Source organism: Shewanella atlantica, assembly GCF_003966265.1.
In the GTDB taxonomy this organism is placed as follows: Bacteria; Pseudomonadota; Gammaproteobacteria; order Enterobacterales; family Shewanellaceae; genus Shewanella; species Shewanella atlantica.
In genome coordinates this window covers 119,103-141,423 of the sequence record NZ_RXNV01000003.1, presented here as the reverse complement: position 1 = coordinate 141,423, position 22,321 = coordinate 119,103, and the positions used below count along the sequence as shown (strand labels likewise).

At 46.5% G+C, this 22,321-nt stretch carries 21 protein-coding genes; all 21 read left to right on the top strand.

Annotation, left to right across the window (positions count from 1 at the left end; translation table 11 throughout):
* Positions 1–49 precede the first annotated feature (49 nt).
* The 21 genes from fliF to EKG39_RS09260 all read left to right on the top strand — a co-directional run bounded on the left by fliF (position 50) and on the right by EKG39_RS09260 (position 22,313).
* Positions 50–1,759 (top strand): flagellar basal-body MS-ring/collar protein FliF, encoded by a 1,710-nt coding sequence (gene fliF, locus EKG39_RS09360; protein ID WP_185817574.1) that lies wholly within the window; start codon positions 50–52, stop codon positions 1,757–1,759.
* Positions 1,749–2,798, top strand: coding sequence for a flagellar motor switch protein FliG (gene fliG / locus EKG39_RS09355; protein WP_126505479.1), 1,050 nt, complete (start codon positions 1,749–1,751; stop codon positions 2,796–2,798). The genes fliF and fliG overlap by 11 nt, the downstream gene beginning before the upstream one ends.
* The gene (fliH, locus tag EKG39_RS09350) at positions 2,798–3,769 is read left to right on the top strand and encodes a flagellar assembly protein FliH (protein WP_126505478.1); all 972 of its coding nucleotides are present in this window, start codon (positions 2,798–2,800) and stop codon (positions 3,767–3,769) included. The genes fliG and fliH overlap by 1 nt, the downstream gene beginning before the upstream one ends.
* Positions 3,770–3,923: 154 nt before the next feature.
* Positions 3,924–5,264 (top strand): flagellar protein export ATPase FliI, encoded by a 1,341-nt coding sequence (fliI, locus tag EKG39_RS09345; RefSeq protein ID WP_126505476.1) that lies wholly within the window; start codon positions 3,924–3,926, stop codon positions 5,262–5,264.
* Between the two features lie 59 nt (positions 5,265–5,323).
* Positions 5,324–5,770, top strand: coding sequence for a flagellar export protein FliJ (gene fliJ / locus EKG39_RS09340; RefSeq protein WP_126505475.1), 447 nt, complete (start codon positions 5,324–5,326; stop codon positions 5,768–5,770).
* A 156-nt stretch (positions 5,771–5,926) separates the two neighbouring features.
* Positions 5,927–7,738: a flagellar hook-length control protein FliK gene (locus EKG39_RS09335; RefSeq protein WP_126505474.1), complete on the top strand. Its 1,812-nt coding sequence runs from the start codon at positions 5,927–5,929 to the stop codon at positions 7,736–7,738.
* Between the two features lie 119 nt (positions 7,739–7,857).
* Complete coding sequence (gene fliL, locus EKG39_RS09330; protein ID WP_126505472.1) at positions 7,858–8,379, top strand: flagellar basal body-associated protein FliL; 522 nt, start codon at positions 7,858–7,860, stop codon at positions 8,377–8,379.
* 40 nt (positions 8,380–8,419) lie between these two features.
* Complete coding sequence (gene fliM / locus EKG39_RS09325; protein WP_126505471.1) at positions 8,420–9,448, top strand: flagellar motor switch protein FliM; 1,029 nt, start codon at positions 8,420–8,422, stop codon at positions 9,446–9,448.
* Between the two features lie 179 nt (positions 9,449–9,627).
* Positions 9,628–10,011, top strand: coding sequence for a flagellar motor switch protein FliN (gene fliN / locus EKG39_RS09320; RefSeq protein ID WP_126505469.1), 384 nt, complete (start codon positions 9,628–9,630; stop codon positions 10,009–10,011).
* Between the two features lie 8 nt (positions 10,012–10,019).
* Positions 10,020–10,397, top strand: coding sequence for a flagellar biosynthetic protein FliO (fliO, locus tag EKG39_RS09315; protein ID WP_126505468.1), 378 nt, complete (start codon positions 10,020–10,022; stop codon positions 10,395–10,397).
* On the top strand, positions 10,391–11,140 hold the full coding sequence (fliP, locus tag EKG39_RS09310) for a flagellar type III secretion system pore protein FliP (protein WP_126505466.1): 750 nt from the start codon (positions 10,391–10,393) through the stop codon (positions 11,138–11,140). The genes fliO and fliP overlap by 7 nt, the downstream gene beginning before the upstream one ends.
* Positions 11,141–11,148: 8 nt before the next feature.
* The gene (locus tag EKG39_RS09305; protein ID WP_126505465.1) at positions 11,149–11,418 is read left to right on the top strand and encodes a flagellar biosynthetic protein FliQ; all 270 of its coding nucleotides are present in this window, start codon (positions 11,149–11,151) and stop codon (positions 11,416–11,418) included.
* Positions 11,419–11,470: 52 nt separating this feature from the next.
* Positions 11,471–12,268, top strand: coding sequence for a flagellar biosynthetic protein FliR (gene fliR, locus EKG39_RS09300; protein WP_126505464.1), 798 nt, complete (start codon positions 11,471–11,473; stop codon positions 12,266–12,268).
* 29 nt (positions 12,269–12,297) lie between these two features.
* Positions 12,298–13,431: a flagellar biosynthesis protein FlhB gene (gene flhB / locus EKG39_RS09295; RefSeq protein ID WP_126505462.1), complete on the top strand. Its 1,134-nt coding sequence runs from the start codon at positions 12,298–12,300 to the stop codon at positions 13,429–13,431.
* 338 nt (positions 13,432–13,769) lie between these two features.
* Positions 13,770–15,872 (top strand): flagellar biosynthesis protein FlhA, encoded by a 2,103-nt coding sequence (gene flhA, locus EKG39_RS09290; RefSeq protein WP_126505460.1) that lies wholly within the window; start codon positions 13,770–13,772, stop codon positions 15,870–15,872.
* 11 nt (positions 15,873–15,883) lie between these two features.
* Positions 15,884–17,281 carry a flagellar biosynthesis GTPase FlhF gene (flhF, locus tag EKG39_RS09285; protein ID WP_126505458.1) on the top strand — a complete coding sequence of 466 codons (1,398 nt, stop codon included), beginning with the start codon at positions 15,884–15,886 and terminating at the stop codon, positions 17,279–17,281.
* Positions 17,282–17,285: 4 nt separating this feature from the next.
* Positions 17,286–18,167: a MinD/ParA family protein gene (locus EKG39_RS09280; RefSeq protein WP_126505457.1), complete on the top strand. Its 882-nt coding sequence runs from the start codon at positions 17,286–17,288 to the stop codon at positions 18,165–18,167.
* Positions 18,160–18,879 (top strand): RNA polymerase sigma factor FliA, encoded by a 720-nt coding sequence (locus tag EKG39_RS09275; RefSeq protein ID WP_126505455.1) that lies wholly within the window; start codon positions 18,160–18,162, stop codon positions 18,877–18,879. The genes EKG39_RS09280 and EKG39_RS09275 overlap by 8 nt, the downstream gene beginning before the upstream one ends.
* Positions 18,880–18,952: 73 nt before the next feature.
* The gene (cheY, locus tag EKG39_RS09270) at positions 18,953–19,336 is read left to right on the top strand and encodes a chemotaxis response regulator CheY (protein WP_012143382.1); all 384 of its coding nucleotides are present in this window, start codon (positions 18,953–18,955) and stop codon (positions 19,334–19,336) included.
* A gap of 13 nt (positions 19,337–19,349) precedes the next feature.
* Entirely contained in the window at positions 19,350–20,087 is a 738-nt protein-coding gene (locus EKG39_RS09265; protein ID WP_126505454.1) for a protein phosphatase CheZ, read from the top strand.
* Between the two features lie 15 nt (positions 20,088–20,102).
* A complete protein-coding gene (locus EKG39_RS09260) occupies positions 20,103–22,313 on the top strand; it encodes a chemotaxis protein CheA (protein ID WP_126505452.1) in 2,211 nt (736 codons plus the stop codon).
* The last annotated feature ends 8 nt before the right edge of the window (positions 22,314–22,321 follow it).

Below are 22,321 nucleotides of genomic sequence, written 5' to 3'. Positions count from 1 at the left end.
TACTAATAATTATGGATAGAACAAGCAGGTATCTATTGTGAGCACTGATATGGTTGTAGGTACAAATTCCACATTGGCAAGCGATGGCATTGCAGGTGGTGTACAGGAAGAGAACAAATCTGGTGGTGTCGGCTCTTTTGGTGGTGTCGATATGTTACGCCAGGTGACCATGATCCTTGCTCTTGCAATCTGTCTTGCGCTAGCCGTATTTGTCATGTTGTGGGCACAGGAGCCTGAATACAGACCATTGGGTAAAATGTCGACTCAAGAGATGATTCAAGTATTGGATGTACTCGATAAGAATAAGATCAAGTATGAGATTGATGTCGATGTCGTGAAGGTACCCGAAGACAAGTATCAAGACGTAAAGTTGATGCTGAGTCGTGAAGGTGTCGACAGCGCAGCCACTAGCGGTGATTACCTGAGCCAGGACAGTGGCTTCGGTGTAAGCCAAAGAATGGAGCAGGCAAGGCTCAAACATAGTCAGGAATTAAACCTGGCCAGAGCCATCGAAGAATTAAGAAGCGTGACCCGCGCAAAAGTTATTTTAGCTATTCCAAAAGAGAATGTGTTTGCACGTAATCGCTCTAAGCCTAGTGCTACGGTTGTGATCAATGCCCGCCGTGGAAGCCTCGGCCAGGAAGAGGTAGATTCAATCGTCGATATCGTGGCATCTGCTGTTCAAGGATTAGAGCCAACACGTGTGACTGTGACAGACTCCAACGGACGACTACTCAACTCCGGCAGCCAGGATGCGGTCTCGGCTCGTGCTCGTCGCGAACAAGAGCTTGTTCAACAAAAAGAGTCAGAATACCGTAACAAAGTTGAATCGATACTGATGCCAATCCTGGGGCCAGAGAACTTTACCTCTCAAGTCGATGTTAGAATGGACTTCACTTCCGTTGAGCAGACGGCTAAGAGATTTAATCCGGATCTTCCTGCCCTTCGCAGTGAGATGACTGTCGAGAATAATTCGAACGGGGCAACCTCGGGTGGCATTCCCGGCGCCTTGTCTAACCAACCCCCCATGGAAGCTAATATTCCACAAGAGGCGTTGAATAATCAGGCCGGCGCCGAGTCTAATTCCTCTTCTGGTTCATCTCATAGAGAAGCGACGCGAAATTTTGAACTCGATACGACAATCAGCCATACAAGACAACAGATTGGTGTGGTGAGACGAGTGAGTGTTTCTGTTGCTGTCGATTTTAAATCAGGCAGTGCCGGTGAAGATGGTCAAGTCAACCGTGTGCCAAGAACCGAACAGGAATTATCAAATATACGTCGCCTGCTCGAAGGTGCTGTGGGCTTCAGTACCCAGCGTGGTGACATGATTGAAGTCGTTACCGTTCCCTTTATGGACCAGTTGATCGAGGAGCTACCCGCCCCCGAATTGTGGGAGCAACCATGGTTCTGGCGTGCAATTAAGCTAGTCCTGGGTGGCATTGTTATCCTGGTGCTTATTCTTGCGGTTGTCAGACCTATGTTAAAACGACTCATCTACCCAGATAGCGTTAAATTGCCGGACGAGCCAAGATTTGGTGACGAGCTGGCAGAGATTGAAGATCAATATGCTTCAGATACATTAGGTATGTTGAACAGGCCTGAAGCTGAATACAGTTACGCCGACGATGGCTCAATTTTGATACCAGATCTTCACAAAGATGATGATATGATTAAAGCAATTAGAGCACTGGTGGCAAATGAGCCAGAACTGTCGACACAAGTCGTAAAGGGTTGGTTACAAGACAATGAGCAATGATACCGAGAATGTAGTTAAGTCCAAAAATGGCAATTTTAGTGTCGATGATCTTACCGGCATCGAAAAAACGGCCATCTTATTGTTGAGCTTGAGTGAAGCCGATGCGGCTTCAATTTTGAAGCATCTTGAACCTAAGCAAGTTCAGAAAGTGGGCATGGCAATGGCCGCGATGCAAGATTTTGGTCAAGAGAAAGTCATTGGTGTTCATCAGCTATTTTTGGATGAAGTTCAGAAGTACTCCTCAATTGGTTTTAACAGTGAGGAGTTCGTTCGTAAGGCGCTGACAGCTGCACTGGGTGAAGACAAGGCTGGTAACCTGATAGAACAGATCATCATGGGAAGCGGCGCAAAAGGTCTCGAATCCCTTAAGTGGATGGATCCACGTCAAGTTGCCACCATAATCCAGAATGAGCATCCCCAGATCCAAACCATTGTTCTCTCGTATCTTGAACCCGATCAGGCCGCCGAAATTTTTGCTCAGTCTCCAGAAAATACCCGCCTCGATCTGATGATGCGAATAGCGAATTTAGAAGAGGTGCAACCGGCCGCCTTGCAAGAGTTGAACGACATTATGGAGAAGCAGTTTGCCGGTCAGGGCGGTGCACAAGCTGCCAAGATGGGTGGCTTGAAAGCGGCTGCTAACATCATGAACTATCTCGATACCGGTGTTGAGAGTCAGTTGATGGAGACCATGAGAGAGTCGGATGAAGAGATGGCTCAACAGATACAAGACCTGATGTTTGTCTTCGAGAACCTCATTGATGTTGATGACATGGGCATTCAGGTTCTTCTCCGCGAGATTCAGCAGGACGTGTTAATGAAGGCGCTTAAAGGCGCAGACGACCCGCTTAAAGATAAGATATTGGGCAATATGTCTAAGCGTGCCGCAGAGTTACTGCGCGATGATCTTGAGGCTATGGGACCAATCAGAATTAGTGAAGTTGAAACTGCTCAAAAAGAGATCCTCTCTATCGCACGACGCCTGAGTGACAGCGGGGAAATTATGTTAGGCGGCGGCGGCGGTGAAGAGTTCTTATAATGAAACCTAATAGCCCTGATAAGCCGGATGAAGATAATAAACCTGAGTCTGAAATGGACTTCAGCCATTGGCAAATTCCCGATGTGACTCAAGCCGTTCCTGAAGATGTATCGAATTTGTTCGGCCGCAGAGCCGCTCAGCAAGAACAGGTCGAAGAAGCCGAGGCCTTTTCCCCTCCCACCCTCAGTGAAATTGAAGATATCCGAAAACAAGCTGAGCAGGACGGGTTTGCTGAAGGTAAAGATGAAGGCTACCAAGCGGGCATAGAAAGTGGTCGTTTGGACGGGTTGAAACAGGGTCATAGTGAAGGATTTGAGCAAGGGCGAGAACAGGGCTATCAGGAGGGCGTCGAACAAGCTAAGGTGTTAATTAATCGATTTGAATCCTTACTCTCTCAATTTGAAAAGCCGATGCAGCTGCTCGACAGCGAAATAGAGCAGGAGATCGTTCAATTGACGATGAAGCTGTCGAAAGCCGTGGTTGGACACGAGTTAAAAACCCATCCTGAACATATTCTTTCGGCATTAAGGTTAGGTGTAGACTCCTTACCGATAAAAGAGCAGGGCATTAATATTCGCCTGCATCCAGATGACCATCAGCTCGTTCAAGACTTGTATAGCGCTAACCAGCTAGAGAAAAACCGTTGGGAGTTGGAAGCCGATCCGAGTCTGAGCCCCGGTGACTGTGTTATTAATAGCCTGCGAAGCAGTGTCGATATGCGTCTTGATACCCGGATTAACTCGGTTTTTGAGGAGTTAGAGGGTCACCAGCAACATCTGGCTCAGACGATCGAACAGCAAAAACAGGAATTGGACTCTCAGATTGAGCCTGCGGTTTCCTCTGGGGAAGCAATGCCTGAAAGTGACTCAAATGCTTCGGAGCAGAAAATTCAGGTCGAGGGTAACCCGGAAGTCGGCATGGATAAACAGGGCCACACTGACGCGTTGCCAGATGAAAATTCTAAAGAGTAGCGTTTTGACTCTGCCTCCGGCGAATCGAATGATAAATAAGTATCAGTGGATACTTGCCCGATAAATACTCGCGATCACAGTATTCAGTGACATCTTCCTTCGATGGCTAGTTGCTTAACAAACCCAGTAATCAATTATATAGGCGAAGAACATCATGCGCAGCCGCCAAAACCAACTACTCAGTAAAATTAAGCACCAATCGATCAAGGTTCACCCTTTCGTCGCGGAGGCGAGTGGCCAGTTAGTTCGAGTTGTTGGTCTCACGCTCGAGGCCACCGGATGTCGTGCCCCCATAGGAAGCCTGTGTAGTATTGAAACCTTAGCCGGAGAGCTGGTTGCAGAGGTGATCGGTTTCGATGACGAACTGCTTTATCTGATGCCAATCGAAGAGCTTCGAGGTGTGTTACCTGGCGCTAAAGTCACTCCCTTAGGTGAACAAACGGGCCTGAATGTGGGGATGTCACTGCTTGGCAGAGTACTCGACGGTAATGGTCATCCTCTCGATGGGCTAGGTCGGTTGCAAACCGAGCAAAGAGCCCCGAGACACTCACAAGCGATTAACCCGCTCTCACGAAGGGCAATCACAGAGCCGCTGGATGTGGGAGTCAGGGCTATCAATGCCATGCTCACCGTGGGTAAAGGGCAGCGTATGGGGCTTTTTGCCGGCTCGGGTGTGGGTAAGAGTGTGCTTCTTGGAATGATGACAAGAGGGACAACCGCCGATGTGATTGTTGTCGGCCTGGTGGGGGAGCGTGGACGAGAAGTTAAAGAGTTTATCGAAGAGATATTAGGTAAAGAGGGGCGCGCCCGCTCGGTTGTTGTCGCAGCGCCTGCCGATACATCGCCCTTGATGCGGCTGCGAGCCTGTGAAACCTCCACAAGAATAGCCGAATATTTCAGAGATCTTGGATATAATGTTCTTTTACTGATGGACAGCCTAACCCGATATGCTCAAGCTCAGCGTGAAATTGCACTGGCCGTCGGTGAGCCGCCGGCGACCAAGGGCTATCCGCCTTCGGTATTTGCTAAGTTACCAAAATTGGTTGAACGTGCCGGAAATGGCGGGCCGGGTCAAGGCTCTATCACTGCGTTTTACACGGTGCTGACAGAAGGTGATGACCTGCAAGATCCTATTGCCGATGCGGCCAGGGCAATTCTCGATGGACATATTGTGTTATCCCGTAGTCTGGCCGACTCCGGTCATTACCCTGCGATCGATATTGAAGCCTCAATCAGTCGTGTCGCCCCTATGGTAATAACCCCCGAGCACTTAGAGTCGATGCGTTGCGTCAAGCAGGTATATTCCTTGTTCCAGCAGAATAAGGACCTCATATCTATCGGTGCCTATACTCAAGGAAGCGATCCTAGAATAGATAATGCTATCCGCTTGCAACCGGCGATGAATGCTTTTTTAAGACAAACGATGAAAGAAGCGCTCAGCTTCGATAGCAGTACGCTAATGCTCTCTCAATTGGGCGCACAGTGTAAGGTATAAATAAGTTTTCAGGACCTAGAACCTAGAGTCCGGTAGCTTCTTTTACTTCAGGAATATTAATGGCTAAGCATGATCCGTTAGACACAGTTTTAAAGCTGGCAACAGAGGCCGAAGAGCAAGCTGCGCTTCAGCTGCAGTCGGCCCAGTTGGCACTGCAGAAATGTCAGAGTCAGTTGGAGGCGTTGAGAAATTATCGATTAGACTATATGAAACAGATGGAAACCAACCATGGTAAGACTATCAATGCCAGTTATTATCATCAATTCCATCAGTTTGTTCGCCAGATCGATGAAGCAATAGTCAAACAGATAGCATCGGTTACCGAGGCCGATACTCAGAGACTTCACCGTCAACAATATTGGCAAGAGAAGCAACAAAAGCGCAAGGCGGTCGAACTCTTGCTCGCCCATAAAGCAGAGAAAGCGCAACAGGCAGAGTTAAGGCGGGAGCAGAAATTAATTGATGAATTTGCTTCACAACAGTTTTATCGAAAGCGCTCCCGTTAGTGGCGTCATTTCTGTTTCCATAATGCAGTCGTATATATTGGCGCTTTAATTGCATATGATCGTTATGCAATTATAGATTGACCGATTCCGGTCGATATTTTGACGCTATGTGTTGGTCCATATTTTAATTGGACTATAGCGGCTGTTGGAGGCTTCATGCAGAAAATGACAAATGTACTTTTATCTAATGCGGAGATAACTGCCGAGAGTAACGCCTCTGCAGGCATAAAGAAAAGTACCCATTCAGAAAGTCAGTCATCTGAAATTAAATCCTCTAAGACTCAATCTTCTAAGAGTCAATCCTCTGAAAAGAGTGACTTTTATGCCGCGCTGGAACAGGCAAGTAATCAAGCCGATAAGTCCTCTGAAAAATCAATTAGCTCAAAAGAGACGCGAATCGATGCTGTTGATAATGAGGGTAAGTCTTCACAGAGCAAAGAGTTGGCTGATGTTGCGCAAGGAGATGCTACCGATGTGGATCATGTTTTAGCTCAGCTGACCCTTGCCAGCGAGCTTGATAATACCGATAGCCTGGGCTTTAGCGGTAAACTCTTGCCGCTCAATGCCGATTCGACATCAAATTTCCCCTCACAAGAGTCAGAGCTTGCATTCAACTTCAATAAGTTTGGCGGTGATACTAATCTGGAGTCTGAGCTCACGCTTCAAACAAGTGATGCAGATAAACCCGTCCTTGAGATTAGCGAATCCACCGATACTATCGATCAGGAGATAATGGATCTGCTGATGGTTAAAACTGGGTTATCAAAAGAGGAGTTGCAAGCCCTGCCTGCTGAAAAGTTAACTGAGCTGGCAGCATTAGCTAAAGCCAGTGCAACGAATTTCCAAGACATTCTCGGTGGCAATGTGTCGGGCGCTTCGAATCAAGCATCATTGACTAGCTCTGGCAATGTACAAGGGACAGGCAATGTTCAGGGAGCAGCCAATGTTAAGGAAGCTACAGCGGGAAGTCCTGTCGGTAAAGTGGACTCATCGGCTCGTAATGCAAGCTCAGTTGCTATGGGAGCAAATGGCCTAACTCAAAGTGAAGCGGAGAGCAAAGGTACACAGGCTGGAAAAACCGACCCATTATCGGCCATAAATGGCAGTTCTCAATCAAACGCCCCTAAAGAGGGGGACCTAAAACTCAGTGGTGTAAACCTTAATGACACTAAGTTAACTGATACTAAGCCGATAGAAGCCAAGCCAATAGAAGCCAAGCAGGTCGAACTTAAGTCAAACGATACTAAGTTGAATAATATCCTCGGCGAAAAGTCAGTTCTCGAGGTCGATAAAAACCTTCAGGTTAACAACAAGAGTGCGGGGCTTGCCCCTGAAGCCGCCGCGCAACAGTTGAAAGGGGCCGACCTTTCTGTGCAGTTGACACCGGTTAAAGGTGGAATGGAACTCTCGCCTGCTCAAAGTGAGCCTGTGGCAGATATAAAGACTTTTCAGGCTCCAGCGCAAACTCCCGCCTCTCAGTCGAGTCGAGGTGAAGTCCCTCAATTTCAGTTGACGTTGAGACAGAATAACGAACAACAGAATATGATGCAGGACATGATCCAACGTTTCTCTCCGGTCATGAAACAACAGTTGATGACTATGGTGAGTCAAGGCGTACATCATGCGGAGATCAGACTCGATCCGGCTGAATTAGGCCAGATGATGGTGAGGGTTCAGGTTCAAGGAGACCAGACTCAGGTTCAATTCCAGGTGAGCCAGCATCAAACGCGAGATCTGATTGAACAGGCGATCCCCAGGTTAAGGGATCTGCTTTCTGAGCAAGGAATGCAATTAACAGACAGTCACGTTTCGCAGGGGGATACAGGTCAAGGGGAGCGTGGAGAGCCTGGAAGTGATGAAAACCAAGGTGGGTATGGAAGTGACATGGATGAAATTGCAGCAGAAGAGTCACAATTAAGCATAAATCAGACAACAAGTTATAGTTCGGGTATAGATTATTATGCATAAGCAGGTAACCTATAGCCTTAGAAAAGCAGTTATTGAAAATTAAACGCAGTCGGGACAAGATATAAGGCTTCGGAGCGTATAAATAATTAGCTCTGTTACCTCTTTAAAAGGGAATACAAATGGCTGAAGAAGAATCGTTAGAGCTCGAGGAGAGCCAAGAGCCGAAAAGTAAGAAAAAGTTGGTGATCTTCGGTGCTATAGGACTTGTTCTATTGCTGCTTATTGGTGGTGGACTCTGGTTTTTTCTTGGGTCGAGTGATACCTCCGAGATTGCGGATACCGAGGAGGTTGCCACCGAGACAGGTGAGCCGGTCAACAGTGGAGAAGCTTACTATGTCGGTATGCCCAGACCGTTTCTGTTTAACCTACCCGGGGTGAACCGTTCCAGATTGGTAGAAATTAAAGTTCAGCTCATGGTTCGTGGCAGTGAAGATGATCTCTTGATTAAAAAGCACATTCCATTAATTGAGGATGCGTTACTTACTACGTTTAGTAGCGCCGATGTGCAGAAGTTGAGTTCACTAGCCGGTAAAGATGAGATGCGCCAACTTGCCCTGCTCAATGTACAAAATACCCTGCAACCGGTAACCGGACGAAAAGTCGTTGAAAAAGTTCTGTTTACCGGTTTTGTTATGCAGTAATTCAAAACGTATTCTATTGAAAAGTTAAAAAGGCATTATTGTGAGTGATCTATTAAGCCAAGACGAAATTGATGCGTTACTGCATGGTGTAGATGACGTAGAAGAAGATGAGGTAGATGAGGGGATTGACGCCCGCTCCTATGACTTCTCTTCGCAAGATCGTATTGTCCGTGGACGTATGCCGACGCTCGAGATCGTCAATGAGCGCTTTGCCCGCCATTTGCGGATCAGTATGTTCAATATGATGCGCCGAGCCGCCGAAGTGTCCATTAACGGTGTTCAAATGCTTAAGTTTGGCGAATATGTCCATACACTGTTTGTTCCTACCAGTCTCAACATGGTGCGTTTTAGCCCCTTAAAAGGGACTGCACTGATCACCATGGAAGCAAGATTAGTATTTATCTTGGTGGATAACTTTTTTGGTGGGGATGGACGCTTTCACGCTAAGATTGAAGGTCGTGAATTCACTCCAACCGAACGACGTATTGTGCAGCTACTGCTTAAAATTATCTTCGAAGATTATAAAGATGCCTGGGCACCTGTGATGGATGTCGAGTTTGACTATCTGGACTCCGAAGTTAACCCTGCTATGGCTAATATTGTTAGCCCTACAGAAGTGGTTGTTGTCAGTTCATTCCATATCGAAGTCGATGGCGGGGGCGGTGATTTTCATATCACCATGCCTTATTCAATGATTGAACCTATCCGTGAACTGCTCGATGCCGGTGTACAGAGTGATACTCAAGATACTGACTTGCGTTGGTCTCAGGCATTAAAAGATGAAATTATGGATGTCGATGTAGGCATAGATGCAACCATAGTAGAACATCAGGTTACGCTAAAAGATGTGATGGAGTTTAAACAAGGGGACGTGATCCCCGTTGAGCTGCCGGAACATATCGTTATGAGGGTTGAAGACCTGCCGACTTATCGATGTAAACTCGGTACCGCACGTGATAATTTAGCTTTGAGAATATGTGAAACCATTCCGAGACCGGAAACGGCTAAGAGTGAGTTACAACTTGTTACCAGAAAGGCTAAGGCCAGAGAAGCTAAAGAGTTAGGTTAAGCAAGCAACTGGTTACGGGTTCTAGTGATGAGGTGCATAAAAGGTTGTAGGGCTGTTCACAGACGAGGGTCTTAGCATTTTACACTTGCTCGAAACTCGAAACTCGAAACTCGAAACTCGAAGCTAAATGTTAACTCGAAACTAAATGTTAACTGAGATTAAAATTTAAGGTACAAAAGATGAGCACAGAAGATACAGGTGACGATTGGGCTGAAGCGATGGCAGAGCAGGCCATAGAAGAGGCACAGGCTGTTGAACTCGACGAGTTAACCGATACCGCAGCAGCGTTGTCTGAAGAGGAGGTTGCAAAGCTCGATTCAATTATGGATATCCCTGTGACCATCTCGATGGAGGTAGGTCGTAGCTTTATTAGTATCCGTAACTTACTCCAGCTTAACCAGGGATCGGTAGTCGAGTTAGATCGCGTGGCCGGTGAACCCCTGGACGTTATGGTTAACGGAACACTGATCGCCCATGGCGAAGTGGTTGTTGTGAACGATAAATTTGGTATTCGTTTGACTGACGTGATCAGCCAGACTGAACGAATTAAAAAGCTTAAATAAAGGCTGTTATGATTACCTCAATGTTAGCAGCGGGTGCTGCTACGACAGCTTCTGTAGCCTCGGCGGTAGAAAAAGACTCGGCAATGTCTACGTTAGCGAACATGCTGGGCGGCTTAATTCTCGTACTTATCCTTATCTTCGTACTGGCTTATATCGTGAGACGGTTTAATTTAGTCCCCGCAAGCAGTAATGTGCTTAAAGTGGTTGCTGTAACCTCGTTAGGACAGAGAGAGAAGGTGGTATTAGTTGAGGTAGATGGTCAGCAATATCTACTGGGCGTGACTCCTCAACAGGTTAATTTAATAGATAAGCTGGAAACTGTGGTAAATATTGAGATGGATTCATTTGCCAGTCGATTACTTCAAGCAAAGTCAAAACAATCATGAAACGGATCCTGATTTTTATTGCGTTTAGCCTATTACTTATTTCGCCGGAGGCCTTCTCACAAGGAGGCGTTCTTCCAGCCGTAACTGTGACAACTGGCCCTGAGGGCGAAACACAGTATTCTGTGACGATGCAGATACTCTTGTTGATGACCTCACTGAGTTTTCTGCCTGCCATGGTCATCATGTTAACCTCATTCACGCGAATCATCGTTGTCCTGTCTATTCTTCGCCAGGCGATTGGTCTGCAGCAGGCTCCGTCAAATCAGGTGTTGATTGGCATGAGTCTGTTCCTCACTTTTTTCATTATGTCTCCCGTTTTCGATAAGGTTTACGATGGTGCGGTTAAACCCTACATGGAAGAGAGTATCGGGATAGAACAGGCATTTAATCAGGGGAAGGAGCCGATAAAGGCATTCATGTTGGCGCAGACCCGAGTAACCGACCTAGATACCTTCATTCAGATATCCGGCTATCAGAACATCAACTCTCCTGAAGAAGCGCCGATGAGTGTGATTATTCCCTCTTTTATCACTAGTGAATTAAAAACGGCCTTCCAGATAGGTTTTATGCTGTTCGTTCCATTTCTGGTTCTGGATTTAGTGGTTGCCAGTATCCTGATGGCCATGGGTATGATGATGCTTTCACCTATGATTGTTTCACTCCCTTTTAAAATTATGCTGTTTGTTCTCGTCGATGGTTGGAGCCTTGTGATGGGGACTCTGGCTAATAGCTTCGGGACCTAGGAGTCCTTATGAGTCCAGAATCTCTGGTCGATATATTCCGGGAAGCGTTAACCGTTATCGTGACAATTGTCTCCTTGATCATTGTTCCTGGTCTTATCATAGGTCTCGTTGTGGCCGTATTTCAGGCGGCAACCTCAATTAATGAACAGACGTTGAGTTTCCTGCCTCGTTTGCTTACTACCTTGTTTGCACTGATGTTTCTTGGGCATACTCTGATACAAACTATGATGGAGTTCTTCCTTGAGATGGTAAATATGATCCCGCAGGTTATCGGGTGATGTATATCTATCTGCTGGTGCCTATCTTTGACTGTATAAAGCGTCCTGGCTGATGGAAATTTTAATGGGCACCATCATGGATACCATAGCGTCATATATGTGGCCGCTATTTCGGGTATCGAGTATGTTGATGGTGATGGCCGTTTTTGGTGCAAATACCACTTCGGCTCGTGTTCGTCTGCTCTTGTCTATGGCGATCACCTTCGCCATCGCCCCAGTATTACCCCCCGTTGAAAATATTGAACTTTTCGCCCTGTCTTCGGTATTTGTTTCCGTGCAGCAGATCTTAATCGGTGTCGCCATGGGGTTTGTTACCCTGCTGGTGATGCAGACATTTGTGTTGACGGGACAAATTATCGGTATGCAAACCAGTTTGGGCTTTGCCTCCATGGTTGACCCCTCATCGGGTCAACAGACCCCGGTGATCGGTAACTTCTTTCTACTGCTAACGACAATGATCTTCTTAAGTGTCGATGGGCATTTAGTCTTGATTAGGATGTTGGTGGTGAGTTTCGAGACGATCCCTATCTCTGATCAGGGGATCAGTATAACCAGCTACAAGTTGTTAGCCGAGTGGGGTGCCTATATGTTTGGTGCCGCGCTCACCATGTCAATTACTGCGATCGTGGCGCTCTTATTGATTAACCTATCTTTTGGTGTCATGACCCGAGCGTCGCCCCAACTCAACATCTTTGCTATTGGTTTCCCTGTTACCATGGTCAGTGGATTGATCATCTTATGGTTAACTCTGACCCCGATTATGGCGCATTTCGGTGAAGTCTGGCGTGCCGCTCAGTTACTGCTTTGCGATGTTTTGCTGCTTCAATGTAATGTCGATGGACTGTTTTAAGCGAATGATAATGCTGCAGGAGTTAACCAATGGCTGAGAATGACAGCAGTCAGGAAAAAACCGAGGAGGCGACCCCCAGGCGCCGGGAGCAATCCCGGGAGAAAGGTCAGGTTGCCCGTTCGAAAGAGTTAGGAACCTCTGCTGTCTTGATGGCAGCCGCCGTCGGTTTTGCCATTGTTGGCCCCGATATCGCTAAAAGCCTTTTTAATGTAATGAAAAGGCTTTTTACTATGGATAGATCTCAGATCTATGACACCAATGAGTTGTATTTAATCTGGTCTATCATAGGGCAGGAGCTCGCATTTCCTATGTTGAGCTTTATTGCAATACTCACCTTCGTGGCGTTCTTGGGTAACATAGTCCTGGGGGGGATCACCTTCTCTGCCAAGGCTTTTATGCCTAAAACGGATAAGATGAACCCGATCAATGGGTTTAAGCGGATGTTTGGTGTTCAGGCGCTCGTCGAATTGACGAAAGGCATCGCGAAATTTTCGGTCGTCGCATTATCGGCCTATTTTCTTCTAAGCTTTTTTTTTAATGATATTCTCGCGCTCTCACGGGATCACCTTCCCGGTAACGTATACCATGCACTGGACCTCTTGGTCTGGATGTTTATTATTCTCTGCTCCTCAACCATCTTAATTGTCCTGATAGACGTTCCGTTTCAGATTTGGAATCACAACAAGCAGCTGAAGATGACGAAGCAGGAGGTAAAAGATGAGTATAAAGATACCGAAGGTAAACCGGAAGTTAAGGGACGGATAAGGCAGCTACAGAGGGAGATGGCACAACAGCGAATGATGGGCGAAGTGCCTAATGCCGATGTGATTGTGGTAAACCCTGACCATTATGCCATTGCGGTTAAATACGATGCCATGAAAGCCACGGCACCATTCGTTTTGGCAAAAGGTGTCGATGAAGTGGCATTCAAGATTAGGGAGATAGCGCGCGAACATGAGATTGCCATCGTTTCTGCCCCGCCTCTGGCACGTGCCATATACCATACAACCAAGATCGATCAGGAAATTCCCGAAGGACTTTTCACTGCAGTCGCTCAGGTGCTCGCCTATGTATTTCAGCTTCGTCAATATCAAAAGCATGGTGGTAAGCGGCCTAATCCTATCCCTAGAGAGCAACCGATCCCGGAGGACCTAAAATATTAGCCTGCTTTGTATGCTATAGCTATAGGGTTAAACGGCGGGGCTTGTCGATAGCGGCTCGCAGCACAGGGAGTCTAAGCTCGGAGGAGTCAATATAATGATCTTAACCCGCAGAATAGTAGCATTCTTATCCACTTTTACAGCTTTTCCCATTATATTGTCCATTTGAGATATTAAGCCGTTCTTTTACTGTGTGTTTAACGGTATAGTAGCGCAGCAAAAATATACTTACTAAAATTTCACTAATTTTTTACTAAATTAGCACTAAGTTATTAAACTTCCCATATTGGCTTAAAAATTGCTGAGTAAGGGCTAGATGTCAAAGTTTGGACTCTTTTTGAATGGATGTTAAAGCAAGCCTAGGTCAATTAAAGCAAGTAAGACCCGCCAATTTTAAAGGCTTGGGTACCCCCCTGCTTGTCTTAGCCGCATTGGCTATGATCGTATTGCCGATCCCTGCATTCCTGCTCGATATTCTTTTCTCTTTCAATATTGCCTTAGCGCTTGTTGTATTGCTGGTATCTATCTATACCGACAGGCCTCTTGATTTTGCCGCTTTCCCCAGTGTGTTACTGGTTGCAACCCTGTTGAGGCTAGCACTTAACGTTGCCTCTACCCGAGTCGTACTGCTCGAAGGTCACAATGGTGGTGATGCGGCGGGTAAGGTGATTGAGGCCTTCGGCTCTGTCGTTATCGGTGGTAACTATGCCGTAGGTCTGGTTGTCTTTCTAATTCTTATTATCATTAACTTTGCGGTAGTGACAAAGGGTGCTGGTCGCATCTCAGAAGTTAGTGCTCGCTTTACCTTGGATGCTATGCCGGGTAAACAGATGGCAATCGATGCCGACCTGAATGCTGGTGTACTAAACCAAGACCAAGCCCGGGCTCGCCGCGCCGAGGTCACCAAAGAAGCTGACTTCTACGGTGCGATGGATGGTGCCTCTAAATTTGTAAAAGGTGACGCGATTGCCGGTATTATGATCCTTGTCATCAATATCTTAGGTGGTTTTGTTATCGGTATGGTCCAACATGGACTCGATTTTTCAACGGCTGTTGAGATCTATACCCTGTTGACCATTGGTGATGGCTTAGTGGCGCAGATCCCCGGACTACTTCTCTCTATTGCGGCAGCGTTGATGGTGACGCGCCAGAATGAGTCGGGAGATATGGGTCAGATGATGATGAGTCAGATGTTTGACAGCCCTAAGTCACTGGCTATCGCATCGGGTGTATTATTTATTATGGGCATCGTCCCCGGAATGCCGCATATCGCATTCTTAACTTTCGCAGTCCTTACTGCCGCCGCCGCATACTTTATCCATCGCAAACAAGAGAGTGACCGCGAGAAAGCGCTCGAGCTGGCTAAGACCTCTCCGGCTGAGAAGGCCGATGCCGCTAAACCCAAAGAACTTAGTTGGGACGACGTACAACATGTCGATACTATCGGACTTGAGGTCGGTTATCGACTCATTCCTCTAGTTGATAAAGGCCAAGGCGGAGAGTTGCTGGGTCGAATCAAAGGGGTCAGAAAGAAACTTTCTCAGGAACTTGGCTTCCTGGTTCCTGCTGTTCACATTCGCGATAACCTTGACCTGTCGCCAAACACCTATCGTATCTCTTTAATGGGGGTGGCCTCCGGTGAGGCCGAGATCAGGCATGATTGTGAACTGGCGATTAACCCAGGGCAGGTGTATGGCAAGTTAGACGGCATTGAAACCACCGACCCCGCCTTTGGGCTGGAGGCGGTGTGGATTGCACCAGAACTCAGAGAACACGCGCAAACCTTAGGCTATACCGTGGTTGATGCTGCGACGGTTGTGGCAACACACTTGAGTCAGCTGTTAACGAATAATGCGGCTAAGTTACTTGGTTATGAAGAGGTTCAGCAGTTGATGGAGATGCTGGGTAAGCACTCTCCAAAACTTGTTGATGGTTTCGTGCCGGATGTGATGCCACTTGGCTCTGTGGTGAAAGTGATGCAGAACCTGCTTAATGAAGGGGTTTCAATACGGGATCTGAAGACCATAGTCCAGACATTGCTGGAGTATGGCACTAAGAGCGCAGATACCGAGGTATTGACGGCTGCGGTGCGTATTGCACTGAAACGCATGATAGTTCAGGAGATCAGCGGACCGGAGACAGAGATCCCTGTCATTACATTGGCGCCAGAACTGGAACAGATGTTGCATCAGTCTATGCAAGCGACAGGCGGTGAAGGTCCGAATATTGAGCCTAGTCTTGCTGAACGTATGCAGAAGTCTTTAGAAGACGCATCACAGAGGCAGGAGATGGTCGGACAGCCGGCAATATTGCTTACATCGGGTATGTTACGTTCAACCTTGTCCAGGTTTGTTAAACATACAATTCCAAACCTAAGGGTGATCTCCTATCAGGAAGTGCCCGATGAGAAGCAGATTAGAATAGTATCTGCTGTCGGTCAGTAGAGGGTGTGTAAGTGAAGATTAAACGATTTTTAGCAAAAGATATGCGCACAGCTCTCGCCCAGGTTAAAGAGACCTTAGGTTCAGATGCTGTGATTATGTCAAACAAGAAAGTGACGGGTGGCATAGAGATAGTCGCGGCAGTCGACTACGATGAGCCTAAACCAAAATTGCAGCAAACCGAAAGTGCTGCTCCCACGTCATCATTTCTGGATCTGGCCGAAGAGAAAATTTCTCTCGGGTCAAAAAGACCTGTACGGACAGAATCAAAAGTAAAACCGGCGCCTGCTGCCGATTCACTGCAGGCCCTGTTAGAGCGACAGCAAAATCGTGTTAACCAACAGGTGGGTAATAAGTCTGACGAGCTTGATATGCCCGAGTGGGCTAAAGGGTTACAAGCTCCATCGGCGAATGCGAGAGTAGCCGAACCCGAAGCTAAATCATTTAATAGTCGAAGCGGTCAAGAATCTAAGGCTAAACCGAGTCAAGAGTTAGATGCGATGCGTGAGGAGTTAGCTTCCCTGCGAAATCTGTTGACCCACCAGGTAACATCACTACTGACTGAGCAGAAGAGTCGGGTTAACCCTGTTGGTGCCATGTTAGAAAGTAAATTGTTAGATGCAGAGTTTTCACCTACGGTGGCAACAAAGCTTTCCGACTTGAGTGAACATTATACTCCGGCAGAACTTGTCAGAACTTTGCCACGCAGTTTGGCCAATATGTTAGATAATCAAGGTGATGATATCGTTCGTCAGGGTGGTGTCGTCGCATTTGTTGGTCCGACTGGGGTAGGTAAAACAACAACGGTTGCAAAATTAGCGGCCAGATATGTAGCACACCATGGTGCAGATCAAGTTGCATTGATTACGACGGATCATTATCGCATTGGAGCCTTTGAGCAATTGGCTACCTATGGCAAAATAATGGGGTGTCCGGTAAAGCAGGCACATGATCTCAATGAGTTGGAACAAATTCTTTATCAGCTCAGAAATCGCAAGCTAGTATTGATAGATACAGCGGGTATGGGCCAACGAGATATCAGGCTTTTCCAACAACTTGATAATTTAGCTGCAAATAGCAGAATACCTATACGCAGTTATCTGGTACTGTCTTCTACAGGGCAGAGAAGAGTTTTAGAGGACGCCGTAGCGCAATTTAAACGTATTCCTCTATCGGGAGCAGTTTTGACTAAGCTCGATGAATCGATCTCTTTAGCTCCCGCATTGAGCGTATTGATACAAAGTGGGTTACCATTAAGTTATGTAACTGACGGGCAAAGAGTTCCGGAAGATATGCAAGTTGCTGATACCTTAGCTTTAGCCAATAAAGCGTTATCGGTATTAGACAAGAAAGAACAACACCCAGTACAGAACAGTGAACGGTCAGATGAAAGGGCCTATGCATTTGAGTAAAGCAATGAGTCGGGATCAAGCAAGTGGTTTACGTATGATGAATCAACCTTATAACGAAAAAGTAAAAGTAATAGCGGTTTCCGGTGGTAAAGGTGGCGTGGGTAAAACCAGTGTCTCTATCAATACCGCCGTTGCCTTGGCTGAAAAAGGAAAGCGCGTATTAGTCCTCGATGCTGACTTGGGCTTGGCTAATGTCGATATTATGTTGGGGTTACGAGCCGATCGTAACTTATCACACGTATTATCGGGTGATGCAGAGCTGGATGATATTATCGTTCGTGGTCCTAAAGGTATCGGTATTATTCCGGCGACCTCGGGAACACAGGCGATGGTTGAACTGTCTCAGGCACAGCACGCCGGTTTAATTCGAGCCTTCAGTGAGATGCGTACTCAATTTGACATTTTAATTGTCGATACTGCGGCAGGTATCTCAGATATGGTATTGAGTTTTTCTCGAGCCTCTCAAGATGTGTTAGTAGTAGTCTGTGATGAACCGACATCGATCACCGATGCTTACGCCTTAATAAAGATATTGAGTCGTGAGCATGGCGTTTTCCGTTTTAAAATAGTTGCCAATATGGTGAGAAGTTTACGGGAAGGGATGGAACTGTTTGCTAAACTTAGTAAAGTTACGGATCGTTTCTTAGATGTCGCGTTGGAATTAGTTGCAACGATACCTTTCGATGAAAATTTACGTAAATCTGTACGTAAACAAAAATTGATCGTAGAAGCATATCCAAAATCGCCGGCAACAATTGCTTATCATGGTTTGGCTAATAAGATAATTAGTTGGCCTATACCCCAGCAACCAGGTGGTCATCTTGAATTTTTTGTCGAGCGTTTAGTACAACGACCTGAGTATCAAGAGGATAGGACGAGTGAGTAAAGCCGCTGCGTATACTTGTTTAGATAATAAAGCCTCAATAGTTGAACAGTATGCACCGTTGGTTAAAAAGATTGCCCACCATCTGTTAGCGCGTTTACCGGCGTCGGTTCAACTCGATGACCTGTTGCAAGCCGGAATGATGGGGCTCCTCGAAGCTTCTTCGAAGTTTGATGGTAGCAAAGGGGCAAAATTTGAAACTTTTGCAGGCATTCGGATCCGTGGTTCGATGCTTGATGAGATCCGTCGGGGTGACTGGGTTCCGCGCTCGGTTCATAGGAATCAAAGGCGAGTTGCTCAGGTTATCGATGAGTTGGAGCAAGGGTTAGGCAGAGATGCCGTTGATAGCGAAATTGCGCAGCGACTTGATATGTCGCTCGATGAGTACCATCATATTCTAAATGATGTTTCAGTTGGAAAAGTAGTTGGTATTGAAGACTTAGGTGTATCGGTTGATGTTGTTAGCCATGATGAGGTTCAGCAGGACGATATTTTTGAGTCGATAGCAGACGTAGAGTTTCATAAGGCATTAGTGGAAGCAATTAAACTATTGCCTGAGCGAGATGGATTAGTTTTGTCGCTGTATTATGATGAAGCATTAAATTTAAAAGAAATTGGGGCCATTCTTGAAGTTAGCGAGTCACGAGTCAGCCAGATATTGAGTCAGGCAATGCTAAGACTTAAAGCTAAACTTAAGCATTGGACAACAAAATAACAATTATATACCCAAGTTACTTCAAGTGGTTTGGGCATAACAGTAACAATTAAAGAGCTCCGCGGAGGAAACCTTGGACAAGAATATGAAGATTCTCGTTGTTGACGATTTCTCAACAATGAGGCGTATCATCAAGAACTTGTTAAGAGACTTGGGTTTTAATAACACTCAAGAAGCAGATGACGGTTCAACAGCACTGCCTATGTTGCAGAAAGGCGATTTTGACTTTGTCGTGACAGATTGGAACATGCCTGGTATGCAGGGGATCGATCTACTTAAAGCGATTCGTGCAGACGATGAATTAAAGCACCTCCCTGTGTTGATGGTTACTGCAGAAGCAAAAAGGGAACAGATCATCGCAGCAGCGCAAGCCGGTGTGAATGGTTATGTTGTTAAGCCTTTTACAGCAGCTACGTTAAAAGAGAAGTTAGACAAAATTTTTGAACGACTCGGATAATCAAGGTTGTGTTATGCAGGCTATAACTTCAGGGCTCATTTCGTTAGAGCAAGCCAATAAACTTGTCGAACTACTGACCGAAGGCCAGCAAGAGCAAGCCGACGAGTTAATCAGGGACATTGCAACGCCAATTCAAAAAGAACTGTTCGATGAAGTTGGAAGACTGACTCGACAGCTTCACAGTGCCATTGTTGATTTTCAGGTCGATGACAGACTGGTTAAATTGGCGAGCACTGAAATCCCAGACGCTAAAGAACGCCTAACTTATGTCATAGACATGACAGAGCAAGCTGCAAATAAGACCATGGATGCCGTTGAGGAGTGTCTGCCATTGGCAGAGGCTCTGACAACGAATATTCAATCGGTAAAGCCTACATGGGGTAAGCTCATGAGGCGTGATATCGAACTGAAAGAATTTAAGGTTCTTTGTCATGACATTCAGCAGTTTGTCGATCGAAGCGAATTGGATTCGATTCGTTTAAGAGAGCTACTAAATCAAATTTTATTGGCTCAAGATTTCCAAGATTTAACAGGGCAGATGATTCGAAGAGTTATTGACTTAGTTCGTGAAGTCGAAAATAACTTAGTTTCTATGCTAACTGTATTTGGTGAACAGCCCGTTAGTGAAGACACATCAACCGAGAGCAGTAGCGTTGAAGCCGAAGGGCCTATCATGAATGCTGAGGAACGTGAGGATGTTGTCACAGGTCAGGACGAAGTCGATGATCTGCTTTCGAGTCTGGGTTTCTAATTAGGAGTCATATTAATGTCATTTGATGTTGATGAAGAGATACTGCAGGACTTTTTGATCGAAGCTGGTGAAATTTTAGAGCTTTTGTCTGAACAGTTAGTCACGCTGGAAAATAACCCAGAAGATACGGAACTGCTGAACGCAATCTTTCGAGGTTTCCATACCGTAAAAGGCGGTGCAGGATTTCTTAGCCTGACGCCAATGGTCGATGTGTGTCATGAAGCCGAGAATACCTTCGATCTGTTGCGGACAGGTAAGCGAGAAGTATCTTCAGAATTGATGGATATCATTCTGCAAGCAGTGGATGCCATCAACTCAATGTTTGCTCAGACACAGGCTGGTGTCGAGCAAGACCCTGCAGATGCAGAGTTATTGACAAACTTGAAACTACTGAGCTCGGGTGCTCCTCTTCCAAGTGAAGGTGGTGCACAGCAGGCTCCAGCCTCCGATGACTCTATTGAGTTATTCGATCAAGCTCCCGCAGAGGAAGATTCTGGTATTGAGCTGTTTGATGAGGCTCCTGCACCTGAAGCCCAAGCTCCCGAAACCACAGCCCCAGAAATCAGCAGTGGCACAAGCAGCGGCAGCATCGATGAAATTGATGAGTCAGAATTCGAAGCGCTTCTCGATGCGCTTCATGGTGCGGCGAACGGTCCTACCGGCTCTAAAGATACCAAACCTGATACCCCGGTAGCGCCTGCAAGTGGTGATATTACAGACGATGAGTTTGAGTCTCTGCTCGATGAACTGCACGGTTCAGGTCAGTTTAAAAATAAGGATGCACAAGTTGCCCCAGCAGTTGAGCCTGCACCTCCTGCGGTAGACTCAGATGACATCTCAGATGATGAATTTGAAAAGTTACTCGATGAACTCCATGGTTCAGGTGGAGCACCGAAAGCCGTAGCAGCCGCTCCTGTCGCGAGTAAGCCTAAGAGTGCACCTGCTACTCCCGCTACTCCTGCAGCCCCGGTTGCTAAGCCTGCTGCGAAAGCGCCGGTAGCTAAAGCGGCACCTAAGGCTGTAGCCAAAGCAGCACCGGCTAATATGCCACAGGCGGAAACAACGGTTCGTGTCGATACCGCTCGCCTCGATCAGATCATGAATATGGTCGGTGAGTTAGTGTTAGTGAGAAACCGCCTTATAAGCTTGGGGATTAACCGAGACGATGAGGAGCTCGGTAAAGCCTTGGCTAATCTGGATCTTGTTACCGCCGATCTTCAAGGTGCGGTGATGAAGACTCGCATGCAACCGATTAAGAAAGTCTTTGGTCGCTTCCCTCGAGTCGTGCGTGACTTAGCCCGTACCCTGAACAAAGAGATTGATCTGAGAATGATCGGTGAAGATACCGATTTAGATAAAAACCTTGTAGAAGCGCTTGCCGACCCATTGGTTCACTTGGTTAGAAACTCTGTGGATCACGGTATTGAGATGCCAGCAGATCGAGAGGCTACAGGTAAATCCAGAACGGGTACCATTACCCTTTCTGCGAGCCAGGAAGGTGACCACATCCTATTGAAGATTGAGGATGATGGTGCCGGAATGGATCCAAATAAGCTTAAAGAGATCGCCATAAGTCGTGGTGTACTCGATGAAGATGCAGCCTCAAGAATGTCTGACGAAGAGGCATATAACCTCATCTTTGCTCCCGGATTCTCAACCAAGGTCGAGATCTCCGATATTTCGGGACGTGGCGTTGGCATGGACGTGGTTAAAACCCGTATTGCTCAGTTAAACGGAACTATCCATATCGATTCCTTGCAAGGTAAGGGAACTCGCTTAGAGATTAAAGTACCGTTAACGCTTGCGATTATGCCGACATTAATGGTTGAAGTTGCAACACAAGTCTTTGCGCTGCCTCTTTCCAGTGTGAGTGAGATCTTCCACCTCGATCTGACCAAGACCAATATCGTCGATGGTCAACTTACAGTCATCGTTCGGGAAAAGGCCGTACCTCTGTTCTATCTGGAGCAGTGGCTCAGCAGGAAACACACCGGGTTTAAGCATGGTGATAAAGAGCATGGCCATGTGGTTATTGTTCAACTTGGTACTATGCAGATTGGTTTCGTGGTTGATTCTCTTATTGGTCAAGAAGAAGTTGTTATTAAGCCTCTGGGCACCCTGCTGCACGGAACACCAGGAATGGCAGGAGCCACAATTACATCTGACGGTGGTATTGCACTGATCCTTGATGTACCTGGTTTGCTGAAAAATTACGCAAAAAGATAAAACGAAAT

What these genes read in the sequence shown, in the direction of transcription:
- EKG39_RS09305 (WP_126505465.1), top strand. Translation starts at nt 11,149, where the DNA reads ATGAGTCCAGAATCTCTGGTCGATATATTCCGGGAAGCGTTAACCGTT.
- EKG39_RS09265 (WP_126505454.1), top strand. Translation starts at nt 19,350, where the DNA reads ATGCAGGCTATAACTTCAGGGCTCATTTCGTTAGAGCAAGCCAATAAA.
- fliH (WP_126505478.1), top strand. Translation starts at nt 2,798, where the DNA reads ATGAAACCTAATAGCCCTGATAAGCCGGATGAAGATAATAAACCTGAG.
- fliL (WP_126505472.1), top strand. Translation starts at nt 7,858, where the DNA reads ATGGCTGAAGAAGAATCGTTAGAGCTCGAGGAGAGCCAAGAGCCGAAA.
- fliI (WP_126505476.1), top strand. Translation starts at nt 3,924, where the DNA reads ATGCGCAGCCGCCAAAACCAACTACTCAGTAAAATTAAGCACCAATCG.
- flhA (WP_126505460.1), top strand. Translation starts at nt 13,770, where the DNA reads ATGGATGTTAAAGCAAGCCTAGGTCAATTAAAGCAAGTAAGACCCGCC.
- fliJ (WP_126505475.1), top strand. Translation starts at nt 5,324, where the DNA reads ATGGCTAAGCATGATCCGTTAGACACAGTTTTAAAGCTGGCAACAGAG.
- fliN (WP_126505469.1), top strand. Translation starts at nt 9,628, where the DNA reads ATGAGCACAGAAGATACAGGTGACGATTGGGCTGAAGCGATGGCAGAG.
- fliF (WP_185817574.1), top strand. Translation starts at nt 50, where the DNA reads ATGGTTGTAGGTACAAATTCCACATTGGCAAGCGATGGCATTGCAGGT.
- EKG39_RS09260 (WP_126505452.1), top strand. Translation starts at nt 20,103, where the DNA reads ATGTCATTTGATGTTGATGAAGAGATACTGCAGGACTTTTTGATCGAA.
- flhB (WP_126505462.1), top strand. Translation starts at nt 12,298, where the DNA reads ATGGCTGAGAATGACAGCAGTCAGGAAAAAACCGAGGAGGCGACCCCC.
- fliG (WP_126505479.1), top strand. Translation starts at nt 1,749, where the DNA reads ATGAGCAATGATACCGAGAATGTAGTTAAGTCCAAAAATGGCAATTTT.
- EKG39_RS09280 (WP_126505457.1), top strand. Translation starts at nt 17,286, where the DNA reads ATGAGTCGGGATCAAGCAAGTGGTTTACGTATGATGAATCAACCTTAT.
- EKG39_RS09335 (WP_126505474.1), top strand. Translation starts at nt 5,927, where the DNA reads ATGCAGAAAATGACAAATGTACTTTTATCTAATGCGGAGATAACTGCC.
- fliR (WP_126505464.1), top strand. Translation starts at nt 11,471, where the DNA reads ATGGAAATTTTAATGGGCACCATCATGGATACCATAGCGTCATATATG.
- fliO (WP_126505468.1), top strand. Translation starts at nt 10,020, where the DNA reads ATGATTACCTCAATGTTAGCAGCGGGTGCTGCTACGACAGCTTCTGTA.